The following is a 19,383-nucleotide window of genomic DNA, read 5'->3' on the forward strand; positions in this document are numbered from 1 at the left end:
TGTGAAATTAAGATTCTTAACCTTCAGGCAAGGAATTAACCATAAAGATTACTCGTATTTCACGGCGAAATGGGGAGCGACTCTCCTTTCAGGCATGATGCCGCACTGCCGTACCGGGTTGATCCGGTATTCCGTTTGGTTGCAGAAGGCTCAGCTAACGCTTGTGAGGCGTCCGTTAACGGATGCCCATGTCGTGAACATCCCTCAAGGATACTGGCGTTCTCTTAACCGTCATCTGCCGGTCTAGCCGGTGAACCATTGGGGACGTCATTTGGGGCAGGACCTGCCAACAGATCATTCGCGAAGGGCAACGGGCGGTAGTCTGGCTGGCCGATTGCGTTTTGCTGGTCTTGATCAGGACCAGTGCGATCTGCTGCGCCGTTACCGCACCATGCTCGAACCGCATCTGAAGGCGGGACTTCGCGACCTGATGGTACGCTTCCAGTCCCTGCCGGACTGTTCGCCATCCTTCGAGAGCGACAATCAGATCGAACGTCTGCACGACATGCAGACGGCGCACTGGTCGGTGCTGACCGATGCACGCTTCGACGCGCTCTATGCCGAACGCGTCAAGGTTCTCTCCGATACCGAGAGCCGCATGGGTCTTGATCCACGCTGGAGCGTCGCAGGTCGCGCTGTCGTGCTGGAAAATCTGCTGGCAGGCTTGATTGCGCAGCATCCGCCGCGCTCGCTGCTGCCCGGCGCACGCAAGCGCCACCAGGAATTGGCCGAGGCGGTGAAATCCGTCATCCGCCTGGTCATGGTCGATACCGAGATCGCCGTCTCCCTCCGTTTCAACGAATTACGCATCCGCCACACGCAAGAGCTTGCCCGTCAGCGTGAGAGCGATCAGGCCGAGGTTGTGACGCTATTTGGCGACGCACTCAATGCCTTTGCCGCTGGCGATCTGACGGCCCGCATCGGCGGCGAATTGCCAGAGGCCTATCGCGAGATCGCCGAAGCGTTCAACGCGGCGATGGAGCGGATCGGTCACTCGATGGCCGCCACCCGCGACAGCGTTCACAAAGCGCACACGGTTACCGAGCGGATGTCGCGGGAAAATGCCGGTCTCGCAACTGTATCGACGGAACAGTCGCGCCGCCTCAGCGATGCCTCACAGCGCCTCGGTGTGGTGATCCACGATGTCCGTGACAGCAGTGACCGTATTTCAGCTGCGGAATCGGCAGTTTCGCAGGCACGCAATGCCGCCACCGAAAGTGGCATGGCCGTCGGCGAAGCGATTAGCGCCATGTCGGACATTGAGCAATCGGCAGAGCAGATCGGCCGCATCATTGGCTCTATTGACGAAATCGCCTTCCAGACCAATCTCCTGGCGCTGAATGCCGGCATCGAAGCCGCACGCGCGGGGGAAAGTGGACGCGGCTTTGCGGTCGTCGCGCAGGAAGTCCGGGCACTGGCGCAGCGATCTGCCGAAGCTGCGCGCGAAATCAAGAACCTTGTCAACGGCACGAAGACACAGGTCGACGAAGGTGTGCGCATGGTTCATCGCACGCAGGAAGCGATCGAAGGCGTGGTGCGTCAGGTTTCCGGTATCAGCGACATGATCGGCGATGTCGCGCGCCGCACGGGCGAGCATTCCGGTCATCTCAATCATGTGTCCGTCGAACTGGACGCCATTGGCACGGACGCGCATCGCGCCGCCGATCGCCTGTCCTCATCGGCTGCGGAAGCCGATGATCTTCACACAGTCATTCTCGAGCTCGGCCGCACGGTGCGTGAGTTCCGTATCGCCCGCCAGGCCTACGCCGACGAGGCTATCGCGCCGGAGCCGAGAAGAACCAATGCGACCGTCATGCGCCCCGAGCGCATGGATTACGGCCATGCGCAGCAACAATACAAACGCCAAGGAGTCATTTGATGGCAGGCAGGACAGCAGCGCATTCGACACTGAAATTGTCACCTGTGCTGGACCTCAATCAAGCATCCGTCTTGCACGGAAAATTGAAAGAACTCAGGGGCAAGCCGGTTACGGTCGATGCCTCCGAGGTCGAGCGTGTCGGCGCACAATGCGTCCAGATATTAATGGCTGGCATCAAGGCCTGGGAGGCTGATGGCAAGCAATTCACATTTTCAAAGGCCTCTGAAGCCTTTGATAAAACCCTTAAACTGATCGGTGTCGATATCGATCATATGCTCCCGAAGGAGATATAGTCATGAAGAAAAAAGTTCTCACAGTCGACGACTCCCGCACGATCCGCAACATGCTGCTGGTCACGCTCAACAATGCCGGTTTCGAGACCATTCAGGCCGAAGACGGCGTCGAAGGTCTGGAAGTTCTGGAAGGTTGCAATCCGGACGTCATCGTCACGGATATCAACATGCCGCGCCTTGATGGTTTCGGTTTCATCGAAGGCGTTCGCCGCAACGAAAAGTACCGTGCGGTTCCAATCCTCGTTCTGACCACCGAAAGCGATGCCGAGAAGAAGAACCGTGCCCGTCAGGCTGGCGCGACCGGTTGGATCGTCAAGCCCTTCGACCCCGTAAAACTGATCGATGCCATTGAACGTGTAACTGCCTGATACGGGATCATTCACGATGGATATGAACGAAATCAAAGAAATCTTCTTCCAGGAATGCGAGGAACAGCTCGCAGAACTGGAATCGGGACTTCTTAAACTGAATGACGGCGACCGGGATCCGGAAACCGTAAATGCCGTCTTTCGTGCCGTTCATTCCATCAAGGGTGGAGCCGGTGCTTTCGGTCTCGATGAACTGGTGGCTTTCGCGCACGTCTTCGAAACCACGCTCGATTGCGTTCGTTCCAACAAGCTCGATCCTAATCAGGATGTCCTGAAAGTGATGCTGAAATCGGCGGATGTTCTCGCCGATTTGACAAACGCTGCCCGCGACGGCGGTAGCGTCGAGGAAAGCCGTACCCGCGGTCTCGTCAAGGAACTGGAGGCTCTGGCCAACGGTGAGACGATCACGCCATCTGCAGCTGAACCGGCCGCTCCCAAGCCGACAGCGAAAGCAGCCGTCGTGCCCCCGCCGGCACCAGCACCTGCTCCGACAGATGAGAGCGGCTTCCAGCCGATCGCCTTCTCCTTCGGCGATTTCGAGGATGCGGCCATTCCGCTGATGGAAACGCCGACCTTCAATGTCACCTTCAAGCCGTCGGCAGCCCTCTATTCCAAGGGCAATGAATCGGCTCTGCTTTTGCGCGATCTCGCCCGCATCGGCGAGATGAGCGTCAATTGCGATATGAGCACGCTGCCATCGCTCGATGACATCAATCCGGAGGGTGCCTACTTCTTCTGGAAGATCACAATCAAGACCGACAAGGGCGAAGAGGGCATCCGCTCCGTCTTCGAATTTGCCGAGTGGGATTGCGAACTCGACATCGTGATGGCCGAAGACGAAGTGGCGGCCGATGAAGAACTGCCGATGATCCCGGTGCCCTTCGATCTTTCCGTTCTGGAAGAAGAGGTCCATGAGGAGCCTGCGGTTCAGCCAGCCTCGATAGACGAGCCGGTCGTTGCCAAGGCTGTCGCCACCGCATCGGCTGCAACCGAAGTGACCCAGGCCGTTGCCGCTGCCGTCGAAAAGCGCGAGGCGGCGTCGCCTGCTGCTGCGGCGAATGCCGCCAACGCTGCCAACAATGCGAGCGCTGGCCAGACGATCCGCGTCGATCTCGACCGCGTCGACCGCCTGATCAACCTCGTCGGCGAGCTCGTCATCAACCAGGCGATGCTGTCGCAGAGCGTCATCGAAAACGACACGACGGGTACATCTGCCGTCAACATGGGTCTGGAAGAGCTCCAGCAACTGACGCGCGAAATCCAGGACAGCGTCATGGCGATCCGCGCACAGCCGGTGAAGCCGGTCTTCCAGCGCATGTCGCGTATCGTCCGCGAAGTTGCCGACATGATCGGCAAGCAGATCCGCCTGATCACCGAAGGTGAAAACACCGAAGTCGACAAGACGGTCATTGACAAGCTGGCCGAGCCTCTGACCCACATGATCCGCAATGCCGTCGACCACGGCATTGAGACGCCGGAAAAGCGCGAGGCCGCCGGAAAGAACCCGGAAGGCACCGTAAAACTGACTGCCAAGCATCGTTCGGGCCGCATCCTGATCGAGTTGCAGGACGATGGCGCCGGCATCAACCGTGAGCGTGTGCGCCAGAAGGCGATCGACAACGATCTGATTTCGGCCGATGCGAACCTCACGGATGAGGAAATCGATAACCTCATCTTCGCACCGGGCTTCTCCACCGCCGACAAGATTTCGGACATTTCCGGACGTGGCGTCGGCATGGACGTGGTCAAGCGTTCGATCCAGGCACTCGGTGGCCGCATCAGCATTTCGTCCCGTCCCGGTCTCGGTTCCACCTTCACTATGAGCCTGCCGCTGACACTGGCCGTTCTCGACGGCATGGTGGTCACGGTTGCGGGCCAGACGCTGGTCGTGCCTTTGACGGCGATCGTCGAGACACTGCAGCCGGAAGCGCAGAACATCCATTCCTTCGGCTCCAATCAGCGGCTGATCTCGATCCGCAACTCCTTCTGCCCGCTGGTGGATGTCGGCCGGATCCTGAACTTCCGTGCCACACAGGCCAACCCGGTCGATGGCGTGGCGCTTCTGGTGGAATCCGAAGGTGGCGGCCAGCGCGCCCTGATGGTCGATGCCATCCAGGGGCAGCGTCAGGTGGTCATCAAGTCGCTTGAAGCCAACTACACCCATGTTCCGGGCATCGCTGCCGCAACCATCCTTGGTGATGGCCGCGTCGCCCTGATCCTCGACGTGGATGCCGTTGTCGGCGCCTCGCGCGGCCAGTCCCTGAAACAAGAAATGTCGCTCGCGGCAACAGGCTGAAAAGTTGGTGATGAATGACAGCGCTTAAGTTCAACGAACAGCGTGGACCACAGGATGACGTGCTCGTCAGCGGAGAATTCCCGCTGACGCGTCGCGACCTGGCGGATATCGCCGCAATGATCTACGCGGATGCCGGTATCTATCTCAATGATACCAAGGCGTCGCTCGTCTATTCGCGCCTGTCCAAGCATATCCGCAATCTCGGCCTTTCCGGCTTCAAGGATTACTGCGCACTGGTCTCTTCGGAGCAGGGTGCCGCGGCTCGCCGGGAGATGCTGTCGCATCTCACCACCAACTTCACCCGCTTCTTCCGCGAGAACCACCATTTCGATCACCTGCGCGACGAGGTTCTACCGGGCCTCATCGCACGGGCAAAGAGCGGCGGACGCGTGCGCATCTGGTCCGCTGCCTGCTCGGATGGCCAGGAACCCTATTCGATCGCCCTGACGGTGCTCGGGCTCTTCCCGAATGCTGCCGATTACGACTTCAAAATTCTGGCAACCGATATCGACCCCAAGATTCTCGCCCAGGCGAGGGCTGGCCTTTACGACGATGGTGCACTGGAAACGGTAACTCCCGCCATGCGCAAGCAATGGTTCCAGGAAGTGGATGCTACTGGACGGCGCAAGCATCAGATCAGCGACAAGGTCAAGCGTCTAATTACCTTCAACGAACTGAACCTGATGGCACAGTGGCCGTTCAAGGGCGGCTTCGACGTGATTTTCTGCCGCAACGTCGTCATCTATTTCGATGAGCCGACGCAGGTGAAGATCTGGTCGCGTTTTGCCGGTTTGCTGCCGCAAGGCGGTCATCTCTATATCGGTCATTCCGAACGCGTTTCCGGCGAAGCCAAGGAGCTGTTCGACAATACTGGCATCACGACTTACAAATTCATCGGTAAGTCTGCCGGGAGGCGAGCATGAGTACGCCCGCCCGCGTTCTCGTAGTCGATGATTCTCCCACCATGCGTGGCTTGATCTCCGCCGTCCTCGACTCTGACCCCGATGTCGAGGTCATCGGTCAGGCTGGCAACGCCATGGAAGCGCGTGCTGCCATCAAGGAACTCAATCCGGACGTCGTGACGCTGGATATCGAGATGCCTGAAATGAACGGGCTTGAGTTTCTCGACAAGATCATGCGCCTGCGCCCCATGCCGGTCATAATGGTTTCCACGCTGACCCATCGCGGCGCGGATGCTTCTCTGGCAGCGCTTGAAATTGGCGCTTTCGATTGTGTCGGCAAGCCGGTGCCGGGCGATGCCCAGCCCTTTCCGGATCTTGCTGACAAGGTGAAGGCAGCCGCCCGCTCGCAGCACCGTACCTATCGCAGCGTCGCCGCCGAGAGGCCGGCCGCATCACCACCGGCTGCGGTCACCAATTACAGCGTCGGTCGCAAGATCGTTGCCATCGGCTCCTCCACCGGCGGCGTCGAAGCGCTGATCGCCGTCTTGCAGAAGTTTCCGGTCAATTGCCCGCCGACGGTGATTACCCAGCATATGCCGCCGACCTTCACCAAGAGCTTTGCCGAGCGCTTGAACCGGCTCTGCGCACCCGTGGTGGAAGAGGCGACGGATGGCGCGCGGCTTCAGACCGGTAAGGTCTATCTCGCCCCTGGCGGTGACCGCCATTTGCAGGTTGTTAATCATGCCGCGCCATGCTGCAGACTGATCGAACGGGAGCCTGTGAATGGCCATCGGCCATCGGTAGACGTTCTGTTCGATTCAGTGGCCGAACTGGCCGGTCGCAACGCTGTCGGTGCCATCCTGACCGGAATGGGACGCGACGGTGCGGCAGGCCTCTTGAAGATGCGTCATGCCGGTGCCCGCACCGTCGGCCAGAACGAGAAAACCTGTGTCGTCTATGGAATGCCGCGCGTGGCTTACGAGCTTGGCGCTGTCGAACATCAACTTCCGCTGAACGCCATCGGCGAAGAAATTCTGAAACTAACTGCTGCCCGAAAAGAAGGTTCTGACTAATGTCTCTCGCAGAAAAGATAAAAGTGTTGATCGTTGACGATCAGGTCACCAGCCGCCTGTTGCTGAGTGACGCGCTCACGCAGCTTGGCTTCAAGCAAATCACTGCCGCCGGTGACGGTGAGCAGGGCATGAAGATCATGGAGCAGCAGCCGCACCATCTGGTAATCTCCGACTTCAACATGCCGAAGATGGATGGCCTCGGTTTCCTTCAGGCGGTTCGCACGAATCCGTCGACGAAGAAGGCCGCTTTCATCATTCTGACCGCGCAGGGAGACCGCGCTCTGGTGCAGAAGGCTGCCCAGCTTGGCGCCAACAACGTGCTGGCCAAGCCATTTTCGATCGACAAGATGAGGGCGGCGATTGAAGCCGTATTTGGATCGCTGAAATGATCGAAACCGCAGCCAAGCGCGTACACATAATTCAGGGCGAGTATAAGATCGCCAATGATCCCGATGTGGTCCTGTCGACCATCCTCGGCTCGTGCGTGGCTGCGTGTCTCAGAGACCCTGTTGCGGGCGTCGGCGGCATGAATCACTTTCTGCTGCCGGGTACAGGGGGTATGGGGGGTGGAGATGCGACCCGTTACGGGGTGCATCTCATGGAACTTCTGATCAACGGCTTGCTCAAGCAGGGGGCACGCCGTGATCGTCTGGAAGCAAAGGTCTTTGGTGGCGCCAAGACCATTGCCAGCTTCTCCAATGTGGGGGAGCAGAACGCAATCTTCGCGATGCAGTTCTTGAAGGATGAAGGCATTCGGGTGGTCGGCAGCTCCACGGGCGGAGACCTTGGCCGAAAGGTGGAGTTCTGGCCGGTTTCGGGCAGAGCGCGCCAGCACCCGTTGAGTGGTGCCGAAACCCAGAAGACCGTCGCGATGGAAACCCGTCCGGTTCCGGCTGCAAAGCCGGCGGCAAGCGATATCGAGTTTTTTTGACAACGGAGTTGCCTATGCATATCGCTGAGCGTGCTGGACCTGAAATGTTTGAAGAGGCTTTGCCCACGATCCTGATGCGGGTCGTCTCAGAACTGCATGATGTTGCCTATCTGATTGAGCGCATCGAGCCGCAGCTTCTGGAGGCCACCAACGGTGCGGTCACCGATGACGGCTTGAAGCTCTTGCAGGGCATCGATCTTGCCGTCCAGAAGGCCCGAGGACTTGCAGAGTTCATCGATACCATCACGGGCTCCATTCCGGCCGAATGGGCCGTTGACGTGACGACGGCTCTCAGCCTCGTCAAGCTCGCCGAAATGCAGAAGGCACTTGGCGCTGGCCTGCGTCACGGACACTCTCAGCCGATCGACAAGGCATCCGGCGACTTCGATCTGTTTTAGAGCGGCGTGCATGCTTTTGAAGCACAAGGACGCCTATTGCTTTTGAAGGACGCATCGTTCTTTTCCGACAATCGATTCCGATTTTCGGGTCGATGCCGTTGGGCAGGAAAACAAGGTCTTTCCTCGATCGAAGCCAGCCCCTGGGCCGCATCGCATAATTCACGGTGCGTTATCCGTCACTAAGCCGGAAGCGGCTTGCACAATCCCGAGCGCCGTAAAATCCGCGCCTGTGACAGATGTCTGAGCTTCTTTGTCTAAGAAGCCCTTTTTAGGCATTCTTTCTTCCCGCCGCATTCGATGACAGCAGGTTTTTTGGACGCTGAGCATTCGTGGGAATGCAGCGGAAACGTAACATTTTGAAAAACATATGAAACTACAGTTTCATGTAATCTGGCACGAAACCTGCATTGCGTATCCCGACTGAGACATACTCAGCGTATCGAACGAGAGGGAACGCATGACACACGATTTCAGAAAAGCACCCGGAGCTGCGGGCATTATCGAGAAATTGCGCCGCGCCCGGTTGATGGGCTCTGCTGCATTGGCGTTTCTGGCCATGACCGCAAGCGAAACTTTGGCCGAAGGGACGCTCCGCATTGGCATGACGGCTTCTGATATACCCCTGACCACCGGGCAGACCGATCAGGGCGGCGAGGGCCAGCGTTTCATGGGCTACACGCTTTACAACGCTCTGATCGAATGGGACCTGTCGAGCGCCGACAAACCATCGACCCTCATCCCGTCCCTTGCCACATCTTGGTCCGTGGACCCCGTTGACAAGACCAAGTGGACATTCAAACTGCGCGACGGCGTGAAGTTCCACGATGGAAGCAATTTCGATGCGGCGTCTGTCGTCTGGAACCTCGACAAGATTCTCGTGCCGGATTCACCGCAGTTTGACAAGCGCCAGTCGGCGCAGGGCAAATCGCGTATTCCCGCCGTGGCCTCTTACAAGGTCATCGATCCGCTGACGGTTGAAATCACCACCAAAACGCCCGATGCGACGCTGCCCTATCAGTTGAGCTGGATCCTCATGTCCTCGCCCGCGAACTGGGAAGCACAGGGTAAGAACTGGGATGCCGTCGCCCAGAAGCCATCCGGTACCGGACCATGGAAGCTGGAAAACGGTTTTACGCCGCGTGAGCGTGCTGAGTTGACGCCGAACAAGGACTACTGGGACAAGGCGCGCGTGCCGAAGCTGGACAAGCTGGTTCTCGTGCCTCTTCCCGAACCCAATACCCGTGTGGCCGCCCTGCGCTCCGGTCAGGTCGACTGGATCGAGGCGCCAGCGCCCGATTCCGTCAAATCCCTGAAGGAAGCGGGCTTCAACATCGTCACCAATTCCTATCCACATAACTGGACCTGGCACCTGTCGCGTGTCGAAGGTTCGCCCTGGAACGACGTGCGCGTTCGCAAGGCCGCCAATCTTGCCGTGGACCGCGAGGGGATCAACGAGCTGCTCGGCGGTCTTTCCGTCCCGGCACAGGGATACCTGCCGCCCGGCCATCAGTGGTTCGGCAATCCGACATTCAAGCTGGAATACAATATCGAGGAGGCCAAGAAGTTGATGGCCGAGGCCGGTTACGGTCCAGACAAGCCGATCAACACCAAGGTCGTCATCTCCTCCTCGGGCTCTGGGCAGATGCTGCCGCTGGCCATGAACGAATATATCCAGCAGACGCTGGCGGAAATCGGCATCAACGTCGAATATGAGGTTGCGGACTGGAATACGGTCATCAACATCTGGCGCGCCGGAGCCAAGGATCCAAGCGCGAAGGGTGCCACCGCCGTCAACTACAGCTACTTCATTCAGGACCCCTTCACCGCGCTGATCCGTCAATCGCAGTGCAACCTTGCTCCGCCGAATGGCACGAACTGGGGCTATTACTGCGACCCCGAAATGGATGCGCTGTTCGCCGAAGTGCGCAACACCTTCGACGCAGCGGAACAGGACAAGGTGCTGAGAAAGATTCACGAAAAATACGTCAATGAAGCGCTGTTCCTGATGGTCACGCATGACGTCAACCCACGCGCCATGTCGAAAAAGGTGAAGGGCTTCGTGCAGGCACAGAACTGGTTCCAGGACTTCTCGCCGGTCACCGTCGATCCCTGATCCAAAGCGATAGCAGGCCGGGTTGTTGCCCGGCCTGCCGTTTCCGATCTTTGCCACGAAGACCAAGAGGATTTCATGCTTCTCTACGCGCTCAAGCGACTGCTGCACGTCATCCCGGTGGCGATTGGCGTCAGCATGGTTTGTTTCATGCTCATCCATATCGCTCCCGGAGATCCACTGGCCGCCATTCTTCCGTCGGATGCTTCGGCTGAGATGCAGGCGCAAATGCGCGCTTTCTACGGTCTGGACCGTCCCCTGGCTTTACAATACGCGATTTGGATGTGGCATGCGCTGCATGGCGATCTCGGCACCTCGATCGCTACGGGACGGCCTGTTCTCGGCGAGATTATCGACGCATCCATCAATTCGATCATTCTCGCCGTGTCTGCGGCGGTGATCGGGTTTGTGGGTGGAGCGACCCTCGGCTTTCTCGCCGGCGTGTTTCGCGGCGGATGGGTCGATCGCATCGCCTCCGGTATCTCGATGCTTGGCGTCAGCGTACCGCACTACTGGCTCGGCATGGTGCTGGTCATCGCCTTTTCCGTGACGCTCGGTTGGCTTCCGGCGATGGGAGGCGGACCGGGTGGGTCTGCCGGCCGCAGTTTCAGCTGGGATTACATCCAGTATCTGGTGCTGCCGGCGGTCACCATGTCCGTTATACCCATGGGCATCATCGCCCGCACCATTCGCTCGCTGGTGGCAGACATATACGCGCAGGACTTTACGCTGGCACTGGCTGCCAAGGGCCTGATGAGCGGGCGTATTCTGCGCCATGTGGTGCGCAATGCCGCCCCGACCGCTCTCTCTGTCATGGGTCTGCAACTGGGTTATCTTCTCGGCGGCTCGATCCTCATCGAAACCGTATTCTCATGGCCGGGTACCGGGTTCCTGCTGAACGGCGCGATTTTCACCCGTGACCTGCCGATCCTGCAAGGCACCATCCTCGTGCTTGCCATGTTCTTCGTCGTTCTCAATCTCATTGTCGACGTGTTGCAAAGCGCCATCGATCCGCGCATCCAGAGGAGCTGACAATGGCCGCAATAGCCGAAGCATCCGCAGTTCCCGTCGCGAAAATCGCCAAGTCTCCCGGCTTCTGGAGCGGCGTTCTGACGCGGCTGCGTCGTGATCCCGTTGCCATGGTGGCGCTTGGGATCCTCCTTCTTCTCATCCTCATGGCCATTTTCGCGCCTTATCTGGCGCCCTACGATCCGGCGAAGGGCAGCGTGATCCGCAGGCTCAAGCCCATCGGCACACCCGGCTATATCCTCGGCACCGACGAGCTTGGACGTGACATGCTTTCACGCCTCATCTACGGCGCGCGGCTGTCGCTTCTCATGGGCGTCATCCCCGTACCCATCGCCTTTGTCATCGGTTCGGCGATCGGCATTATCGCCGGCTACGCGGGCGGGGTGACCAACACGCTGATCATGCGGACCATCGACGTGTTCTACGCCTTTCCTTCGGTGCTGCTGGCGGTTGCGCTGTCCGGCGCGCTTGGCTCCGGCCTGACCAATGCGCTCGTTTCCCTCACGGTTGTTTTCATCCCGCAGATCGCCCGTGTCGCAGAAAGCGTCACCACCCAAGTCCGCAAGCTGGACTATGTGGATGCCGCCCGCGCCTCGGGGGCTCCCGCCTTCACCATCGTCAGGGTCCATATTCTCGGCAACGTGCTCGGACCGATCTTCGTCTTCGCAACGAGCCTGATTTCCGTATCGATGATCCTTGCGTCGGGTCTCTCCTTCCTCGGGCTTGGCGTGCGTCCGCCGGATGCCGAATGGGGGCTGATGCTGAACACGCTGCGCACTGCCATCTATACCAACCCACTCGTTGCGGCATTGCCCGGCGTGATGATCTTTATCACCTCGATCTGCTTCAACCTTTTCTCAGACGGGCTGCGCACAGCCATGGACGTGAAGGCATGATGAAAGTCGTTGGAACACCAAGCCTTGAACTGCCCATCGGAGAAAGGGGCGGCCCGGTTCAGCCGCTGATTTCCGCCCGTGGGCTTCTGAAGCACTTTCCCGTCAAAGGAAGCGGTTTCCTCAAGCCGAGGAAGGTGGTGCGCGCCGTCGATGGCGTGGATTTCGATATCCTGAAGGGCGAGACACTGGGCGTCGTCGGTGAAAGCGGTTGCGGCAAATCGACGACGGCACGGCTTCTCATGCAACTGATCGTACCCGACCAGGGTGAAATCCTCTTCGACGGCGAAACGGTCGGCGGCGCCTTGCCGCTTTCCGCCTACCGCCGTCAGGTGCAGATGGTATTTCAGGACAGTTACGCTTCGCTCAATCCTAGACTGACGATCGAGGAATCCATCGCCTTCGCACCGCAGGTTCATGGCACACCGGCCACAAAGGCGATTGCCACAGCCCATGATCTGTTGCACCGCGTTGGCTTGGAGCCATCGCGTTTTGCCGGGCGCTATCCGCATGAGCTTTCCGGCGGTCAGCGCCAGCGTGTCAACATCGCCCGCGCTCTGGCGCTCAAGCCGCGCCTCGTCATCCTGGATGAAGCTGTCTCGGCCCTCGACAAATCGGTGGAAGCGCAGGTGCTCAACCTGTTGCTCGACCTCAAGCGCGATTTCGGCCTGACCTATCTGTTCATCTCCCACGACCTCAATGTCGTTCGCTTCATGTGCGATAGGGTCATGGTCATGTATCTCGGCAAGGTGGCGGAGGTCGGAAGCCGTGACGCCATATACGACAATACCGGTCACCCCTATTCGGCAGCGCTTCTGGCCTCAATGCCGAAAATCGACCCCGCAGAACGCACGGAAGCGCCGCCGCTCACCGGTGATCCTCCCAACCCCATCGATCCGCCTTCCGGCTGTCGCTTCCACACCCGCTGCAGCTTTGCTGAGGATGTCTGTCAACGCTCAGTGCCGCCGCTGACCGAGATGTCGCCGAGTCAGGCAGCCGCCTGCCTGATGGCAAAACCCGGTTCCGGCCACAGCCGTGCACCAGTGCTGACGGAGGCATGACGATGCAGAACGACAATATGATTGATATTCGCAACCTGTCGGTCACGTTTCGGCGTGGCGGCAAATCCGTCAAGGCCGTCAACGGCGTCAACTTGGTCGTCAAGCCAGGCGAGGTGGTGGCCCTGCTGGGGGAATCCGGCTCAGGCAAGAGCGTGACGATGCGCTCGCTTTTGCGGCTTCATCCCAAGGGAACCCTTATCGAAGGCGCCATGTCGGTCGACGGGCGCGACATTATGGGGCTTTCCAGTCGCGCCCTGTCCGATATGAGGGGCGCCATGGTCTCCATGGTGTTTCAGGAACCGCGTCTGGCGCTCGATCCGGTCTATACGGTGGGCAGCCAGATCGAAGAGACCATCATGCGCCATGAGAACGTCTCGCACGCTGTCGCAAAGCAACGCGCCCTTGCTCTGTTTCAGAAGGTTCGCATTCCTTCGCCGGAGCGGCGCCTTGCCAATTACCCGCATGAAATGTCGGGCGGCATGTTGCAGCGTGCGATGATTGCCATGGCGCTTGCCTGCAATCCGAAGGTGCTGTTGGCAGACGAACCCACTACGGCCCTCGATGCGACAGTACAGATTCAGATATTGCTGCTGATCCGCGAGTTGCAGAAGGAATATGGCCTTTCGGTCATCTTCGTGACGCATGATATCGGCGTTGCAGCGGAAGTCGCAGACCGCATTGCCGTAATGTATGCCGGACGTATCGTCGAGGAAGGACGTGTCGGCGATCTTATCCGAAATCCGCACCATCCCTATACCAAGGGCTTGCTGGGCGCGCGCGTTGAGCTGGCCGAAGGTCGCGACCGGCTGATTACCATTCCCGGCGCGCCGCCGGATCTTGCAGCCATGCCGCCGGGATGCGCCTTCGCGCCGCGCTGCGAGTTGGTGCGGGAAGAGTGTCGTTCGCGCGTCCCTCCGCTTGTGCCGCTATCTGCCGATACGCAAGTGGCCTGTGTTCTCGCACATTGATCGTCTCTGCATGGGGATGCTGGCTTAAAAACAGACCGGATTGAGAAGGGCGGGTGTCTTGGCGGCACCTCGAAAATCATGAAACGCATAGGATTGATCAACCCCAACACATCGCAGGCAACCACTGCGATGATGACGGATATTGCGCGTCTCTACCTGCCGGACGGCTTTGTTATTGAAGGTCTGACGGCGAGGCGAGGGGTATCGATGATCCTTGATGAGGAAGAGCTCGCGGCTGCCGAAGACGGCGTGATTTCCATGGGATTGGAGCTTGCCGGTCGCTGTGATGGCCTCATTGTCTGCGCATTCGGCGATCCGGGGTTAGAGCGGCTTGCCGATATGTCTGGCTTGCCATGTGTTGGCATATGTCAGGCAAGCATGATGGAAGCGTCCGCTCACGGGCGGCGTTTCGGCATTGCCACAGTCACGCCGGACCTCGTGGAGAGTTTCTTTGCCAAGGCAAAGGCTCTTGGCGTCGCATCTCTGTTTACCGGAACGCGGCTGACGGCAGGCGATCCGCAGCAGCTCGCCTCCACACCCGACGCATTGCTTGCAGCGCTGGAAGTCGCCGTGCGTCAATGTTTCGAAGAGGATGGGGCTGAGGCTGTGATTATTGGCGGGGGACCTCTCGGACAGGCAGCGGAAGCGTTGCAGCGCATCTTTCCCGCTCCAGTCATCGCGCCGATCAGGTCGGCGGTGGAGTGGATGGTTCGAGCGCTTCCTGAAGGGCAGTCATCGACCGTCCATGGTTGAGCCTGCCTCTCGAGCGTCTTTATCGGCGCGTCGTTTTTTGTTGCAAGCTTCGTGCGGGCAGCGGAAAGTCACCCATCGCCCGTTTGCCGGAGCACGCTGTGGTAAAGGAAAAATCGTTTCTGTTTCGAGTGAGGCAAGCGCTTCCGGACCTGCATCCTGCTGAAAAACGCATTGGCGAATTCATCTGCGATTTCCCCGGCGAGCTTGCCAGCTATTCCGCCCAAGAGCTCGCTGCCTTGGCGCACGTCTCGAAAGCGACCGTCACGCGCTTTATCCAACGGCTTGGATACGACAATTATGAGGAGGCGCGGCGTCATGCGCGCGAGGAGAAGCAGACCGGCTCGCGCCTCTTCCTAGAACGCTCCGACGACAGTGAAACGATGCAGTCGGTTCAAGCGCATGCTGCGCAAGACATTGCAAACATCGAGGCGACATTTCTTGCCATATCTGACCGACAGATAGAGAGTGCCGCCGATTGTCTGCTTCAGGCGCGTAAAGTCTGGGTGATCGGATTTCGCAGCAGCCAGCCTTTCGCTGCCTATTTGCAATGGCAACTGACGCAGGTCATTGAACATATCGTTGTCATACCCGGCCCCGGCCAGACACTCGGTGAATATTTCGCCAGTATGCAGGAATCCGATATCGTCGTGATGTTTGCCATGCGACGTCGCGTGGCCCAGATCGATATCATCCTTGACCATGTCAGGGCGTCGGAGGCCAAGCTCATCTATGTGACCGACGAAGGGGCTCCCGGCCATAGCGGCGCCACCTGGCATTTCCGATGCCAGACACTCGCGCCGGGCCCGCTGTTCAACCACACGGCTGTCATGGCGCTCTGCCATTTGCTGATCACGCGTTGTCTTGAAAAAGCCGGCCTTTCTGGACGCAAACGCTTGCGCAAGATAGAGACGCTGAACGATAGCCTCGATGAGTTGTGAGAGCTTCCTGGGGCGGCGCGGCCATCGTCATTTGATGCGTTTTCCGTGTGAAATTCCAGGCAAATCCCGTGATTAAAAGCCTCGCCAATGACATCGCGCATTGGGCGCTTCTCCGGCGCGAAGGCTGTATCTTCCGCCATCCAGGCGTAAAGCGCCGCACAAGCTTCATTGTATAATTGATCTCCAGTCTATCACGGCCATGGTGCCGCCTCCGGCGGTGCGGCCGGTTTGAAGGTTCTGAATGCAATGAATGCATCGATTGGCGGCACGGTCCAGAATTCGCTCCTCCCGACCTTGCTGGAGCTTGCAAGGACCCAGCGCCTTTCGCTGGTGGACCTGCTGAAATTCGCGGAAACGCTGACAGCGCAAGGTCAACGCCAAGAGGCGGCAGAACTCTACAAGACCTGGATCGCCTTCAATGAGCCGCATCCTGGCCAGCATATGGTCTGCTTCAATTTCTCCGTTCTGTTGCGGCAGATGGACGATGTTGCAGGCGCCATCACCGCCATGCAGGCGGCGTTGAAACATGATCCGATGTTCGGTCCCGCCCATATCAATCTCGGCCTTGCCTATGAGGATGCCGGGATGGCGACGCTTGCCATTCAGCAGTGGCAGGGCTTTGCGGAGAAAACATCTGAGACGACGCCGGATCAGCTTCTCTATCGCCACCTGGCGCTGCAGCACATCGGTCGCGTGATGGAAAATGCCGGACTGATGGAGGAGGCGGAGGCAGCTCTTTGGCAGGCCATGGAACTTCGCCCGCACAAACTTGAATCGGGACAGCATTGGAGCGCTCTGCGCCAGCGGCAATGCAAGTGGCCAGTCCTCACGCCGTCTATTCACGTCACTCAGCGGCAGATGATTGATGCCATGCCGCCGCTGACGCTTGGCTGCTATGCCGACGATCCGATCTTCCAACTGGCCAACGCTCATCAATACGGCAAGACGCTCGTCGGGCGACCGGATATCAGAGATTTCCCCCGGCCCACCGTCCGGCAGAAAACGGGCACCGGCCAAAGGCTGCGTGTCGGTTACGTGTCGTCGGACCTGCGCGATCACGCGGTCGGTTTTGCACTGAGGGAAGTGCTGGAACTGCATGACAAGGCGCGTGTCGAAATCTACGCCTATTACTGCGGCGAAGCGGTTGCGAACGATCCGACACAGGCGCGGATGAAAGCGGTCGTCGATTGCTGGCGCGACGTCGCCAAGCTCTCCGATGAAGCCGCCGCCCGGCAGATCGCCAGCGACGAGATCGATATTCTGATCGACGTCAACGGTTACACCAAGCATGCCCGCACCAAGATTTTCGCCTATCGTCCCGCACCCGTCATCGTCAATTTCTGCGGCTATCCGGGCTCAATGGCGACGCCTTTCCACCAGTACATGATTGCCGACGAGGTCATCGTGCCGGAGGAGAGCGAAATCTATTATACGGAAAAGGTGCTGCGGATTGCCTGCAATCAGCCGCTTGACCGCAAGCGGGTTATCGCGGAACGCCCGTCGCGCCAGGAGGCTGGCTTGCCGGAAGACGCTTTCGTCTTTGCCTGCTTCAACGGCATGCAGAAGATCACGCCCTCCACGTTCACGCAGTGGATGAGCATTTTGAACGAGACCCCGGGCAGCATCCTTTGGCTCCTGACCGGTGGCGACAAGACCGATCAGCGCCTGCGCGATCTGGCAGAGGCGGCTGGGATTGCGCCGGAGCGGCTTCTCTTCGCGCCGAAAGCTGCAAACGCTATGCACCTTGCCCGCATCGCGGTGGCAGATCTTTTCCTCGATACGTTCCCCTATGGCGCCCACTCGACCGCAGCGGATGCATTGACGGTCGGTCTTCCGGTTCTGACATTCCCCGGCAAGTCCTTCCCTGCGCGCTTCTGCAGCAGCGTCGTTGCCGCAACGGGTTGTTCGGAGCTTATCTGCGCCGGCCCCGAGGACTATGTCGCCAAGGCGATTGCTTTTGCAAAGACGCCTGCAAGCCTGAAGGCCGTAAGGAAGAAGCTGGAAGCGGAACGGGAGACGAGTGTCCTGCGCGATATTCCTGGCACCGCGCGAAGGCTCGAAGATCTATACTGGCAGATGCAGGGCGAAGCCGAACGGGGTGAAACGCCTGTCCCCGATCTTCGCAATCTCGATGTCTATTACGAGATCGGCAGCGAGCTTGTCTCGGAGAACCTCGAATACGTCGATGAGGCAACCTACCGCGATCGTTACGTTCAAAAGCTGCGGGACTGGAACGCTTTCTCGCCCATCCATCATGACAACCGCTTGTGGACGACGCAAGCATCCGCCACCGCTTGAACAAAGGCAGAGCCGCCGTGTCCCGACAGAAAATTGCAATCGTAGGCGCCGGGCTCTCCGGTGCGGTGATCGGCCGTGAATTGGCGGAAGCCGGTCACGAGGTCGTCATTTTCGACCGGCGGGAGCATGTTGCGGGTAACTGCCATACTGAGCGCGACACTGAGACCGGCGTCATGGTGCATGTCTACGGCCCGCATATCTTCCACACCGACGATGCGGAAGTCTGGGATTACGTCAACCGCTTCCAGACCTTTAAACCCTACAAGAACCGGGTGAAGACGACGAGCCGCGGCCAGGTTTTTTCCCTGCCGGTCAATCTGCATACGATCAATCAGTTCTTTGGCAAGACCCTGCGCCCGGATGAGGCGAAAGCCTTCATCGAAGAGCAGGCCGATACGTCTATTACCGATCCGCAGACCTTCGAGGAACAGGCGCTGCGCTTTGTCGGACGCGGCCTCTATGAGGCGTTCTTCGAGGGCTACACGCAAAAGCAGTGGGGCTGCTCGCCGAAGGATCTGCCAGCCTCCATTCTCAAGCGCCTGCCGGTCCGCTTCAACTATGACGACGACTATTTCTTCCACAAATATCAAGGCATGCCGGAAAACGGCTACACCGAAATGGTGGACGGCATCCTGGATCACCCGGGCATCGCGATCCGGTTGAAGACCGGTTTCGAACGGGCGGACAAGGGCAACTACGACCACACCTTCTACTCGGGTGCGCTGGATGGCTACTTCGACTATGCGAAAGGCCGTCTCGGCTATCGCACGCTGGATTTCGAACGTTTCACCTATGAGGGCGACTATCAGGGCTGCGCGGTGATGAATTACGGGGAAACCTCCGTTCCCTATACCCGCATCACCGAACACAAGCATTTTTCGCCGTGGGAGAAGCATGAAGGATCGGTCTGCTACCGCGAATTCGCCCGCGAATGCGGTCCCGACGACACACCATATTACCCCATCAGACTGGTGAAGGAAAAAGAACAGCTGGCCGACTATGTCGCTCTTGCGAACGCCGAAGACGGCATCAGCTTTGTGGGACGACTGGGCACGTACCGATATCTCGACATGGATGTCACCATCCGAGAGGCGCTGGATACCGCGCGACTGTTTCTGTCCATCCCCAACAAGCAACAACGCATGCCGGCCTTTCTCAACCCTCCACTGTGATAGAGGGGGTCCCTCCGAAAG

At 59.0% G+C, this 19,383-nt stretch carries 18 protein-coding genes; all 18 read left to right on the forward strand.

Features of this window, described 5'->3' with window-relative positions:
* Positions 1 to 271: 271 nt before the first annotated feature.
* The 18 genes from QE435_RS16060 (at position 272) to glf (ending at position 19,362) form a co-directional block, all read left to right on the forward strand.
* A complete protein-coding gene (locus tag QE435_RS16060; RefSeq protein ID WP_349041990.1) occupies positions 272 to 1,879 on the forward strand; it encodes a globin-coupled sensor protein in 1,608 nt (535 codons plus the stop codon).
* Positions 1,879 to 2,172, forward strand: coding sequence for an STAS domain-containing protein (locus tag QE435_RS16065; RefSeq protein WP_306930960.1), 294 nt, complete (start codon positions 1,879 to 1,881; stop codon positions 2,170 to 2,172). Before QE435_RS16060 ends, QE435_RS16065 begins: the two co-directional genes overlap by 1 nt.
* Before the next feature lie 2 nt (positions 2,173 to 2,174).
* The gene (gene cheY1, locus QE435_RS16070) at positions 2,175 to 2,540 is read left to right on the forward strand and encodes a chemotaxis response regulator CheY1 (RefSeq protein ID WP_062425087.1); all 366 of its coding nucleotides are present in this window, start codon (positions 2,175 to 2,177) and stop codon (positions 2,538 to 2,540) included.
* A gap of 16 nt (positions 2,541 to 2,556) precedes the next feature.
* Positions 2,557 to 4,836 (forward strand): chemotaxis protein CheA, encoded by a 2,280-nt coding sequence (locus QE435_RS16075; protein ID WP_349041991.1) that lies wholly within the window; start codon positions 2,557 to 2,559, stop codon positions 4,834 to 4,836.
* Positions 4,837 to 4,850: 14 nt separating this feature from the next.
* Complete coding sequence (gene cheR / locus QE435_RS16080; RefSeq protein WP_306930965.1) at positions 4,851 to 5,759, forward strand: protein-glutamate O-methyltransferase CheR; 909 nt, start codon at positions 4,851 to 4,853, stop codon at positions 5,757 to 5,759.
* Positions 5,756 to 6,811, forward strand: coding sequence for a protein-glutamate O-methylesterase CheB (gene cheB, locus QE435_RS16085; protein WP_349041992.1), 1,056 nt, complete (start codon positions 5,756 to 5,758; stop codon positions 6,809 to 6,811). Before cheR ends, cheB begins: the two co-directional genes overlap by 4 nt.
* Positions 6,811 to 7,200 carry a chemotaxis response regulator CheY2 gene (cheY2, locus tag QE435_RS16090; protein ID WP_062425091.1) on the forward strand — a complete coding sequence of 130 codons (390 nt, stop codon included), beginning with the start codon at positions 6,811 to 6,813 and terminating at the stop codon, positions 7,198 to 7,200. Before cheB ends, cheY2 begins: the two co-directional genes overlap by 1 nt.
* Positions 7,197 to 7,742 (forward strand): chemoreceptor glutamine deamidase CheD, encoded by a 546-nt coding sequence (gene cheD / locus QE435_RS16095; protein ID WP_306930970.1) that lies wholly within the window; start codon positions 7,197 to 7,199, stop codon positions 7,740 to 7,742. Before cheY2 ends, cheD begins: the two co-directional genes overlap by 4 nt.
* A gap of 14 nt (positions 7,743 to 7,756) precedes the next feature.
* Positions 7,757 to 8,140 (forward strand): hypothetical protein, encoded by a 384-nt coding sequence (locus QE435_RS16100; RefSeq protein WP_306930972.1) that lies wholly within the window; start codon positions 7,757 to 7,759, stop codon positions 8,138 to 8,140.
* A gap of 556 nt (positions 8,141 to 8,696) precedes the next feature.
* The gene (locus tag QE435_RS16105; protein ID WP_349042881.1) at positions 8,697 to 10,253 is read left to right on the forward strand and encodes an ABC transporter substrate-binding protein; all 1,557 of its coding nucleotides are present in this window, start codon (positions 8,697 to 8,699) and stop codon (positions 10,251 to 10,253) included.
* Between the two features lie 75 nt (positions 10,254 to 10,328).
* Entirely contained in the window at positions 10,329 to 11,282 is a 954-nt protein-coding gene (locus tag QE435_RS16110) for an ABC transporter permease (RefSeq protein ID WP_306930974.1), read from the forward strand.
* Positions 11,283 to 11,284: 2 nt separating this feature from the next.
* Positions 11,285 to 12,175: an ABC transporter permease gene (locus QE435_RS16115; protein ID WP_349041993.1), complete on the forward strand. Its 891-nt coding sequence runs from the start codon at positions 11,285 to 11,287 to the stop codon at positions 12,173 to 12,175.
* The gene (locus QE435_RS16120; protein WP_349041994.1) at positions 12,172 to 13,233 is read left to right on the forward strand and encodes an ABC transporter ATP-binding protein; all 1,062 of its coding nucleotides are present in this window, start codon (positions 12,172 to 12,174) and stop codon (positions 13,231 to 13,233) included. The genes QE435_RS16115 and QE435_RS16120 overlap by 4 nt, the downstream gene beginning before the upstream one ends.
* Positions 13,230 to 14,201: an ABC transporter ATP-binding protein gene (locus tag QE435_RS16125; protein ID WP_309772365.1), complete on the forward strand. Its 972-nt coding sequence runs from the start codon at positions 13,230 to 13,232 to the stop codon at positions 14,199 to 14,201. Before QE435_RS16120 ends, QE435_RS16125 begins: the two co-directional genes overlap by 4 nt.
* Positions 14,202 to 14,279: 78 nt before the next feature.
* Positions 14,280 to 14,954 carry an aspartate/glutamate racemase family protein gene (locus QE435_RS16130; protein WP_349041995.1) on the forward strand — a complete coding sequence of 225 codons (675 nt, stop codon included), beginning with the start codon at positions 14,280 to 14,282 and terminating at the stop codon, positions 14,952 to 14,954.
* A 98-nt stretch (positions 14,955 to 15,052) separates the two neighbouring features.
* Positions 15,053 to 15,892 (forward strand): MurR/RpiR family transcriptional regulator, encoded by an 840-nt coding sequence (locus QE435_RS16135; protein WP_306930985.1) that lies wholly within the window; start codon positions 15,053 to 15,055, stop codon positions 15,890 to 15,892.
* A 246-nt stretch (positions 15,893 to 16,138) separates the two neighbouring features.
* Positions 16,139 to 18,190: a glycosyl transferase gene (locus QE435_RS16140; protein WP_349041996.1), complete on the forward strand. Its 2,052-nt coding sequence runs from the start codon at positions 16,139 to 16,141 to the stop codon at positions 18,188 to 18,190.
* 17 nt (positions 18,191 to 18,207) lie between these two features.
* Positions 18,208 to 19,362 carry a UDP-galactopyranose mutase gene (gene glf / locus QE435_RS16145; protein ID WP_349041997.1) on the forward strand — a complete coding sequence of 385 codons (1,155 nt, stop codon included), beginning with the start codon at positions 18,208 to 18,210 and terminating at the stop codon, positions 19,360 to 19,362.
* Positions 19,363 to 19,383: the final 21 nt, after the last annotated feature.

This window comes from Agrobacterium sp. SORGH_AS 787 (assembly GCF_030819035.1).
Taxonomy (GTDB): domain Bacteria; phylum Pseudomonadota; class Alphaproteobacteria; order Rhizobiales; family Rhizobiaceae; genus Agrobacterium; species Agrobacterium larrymoorei_B.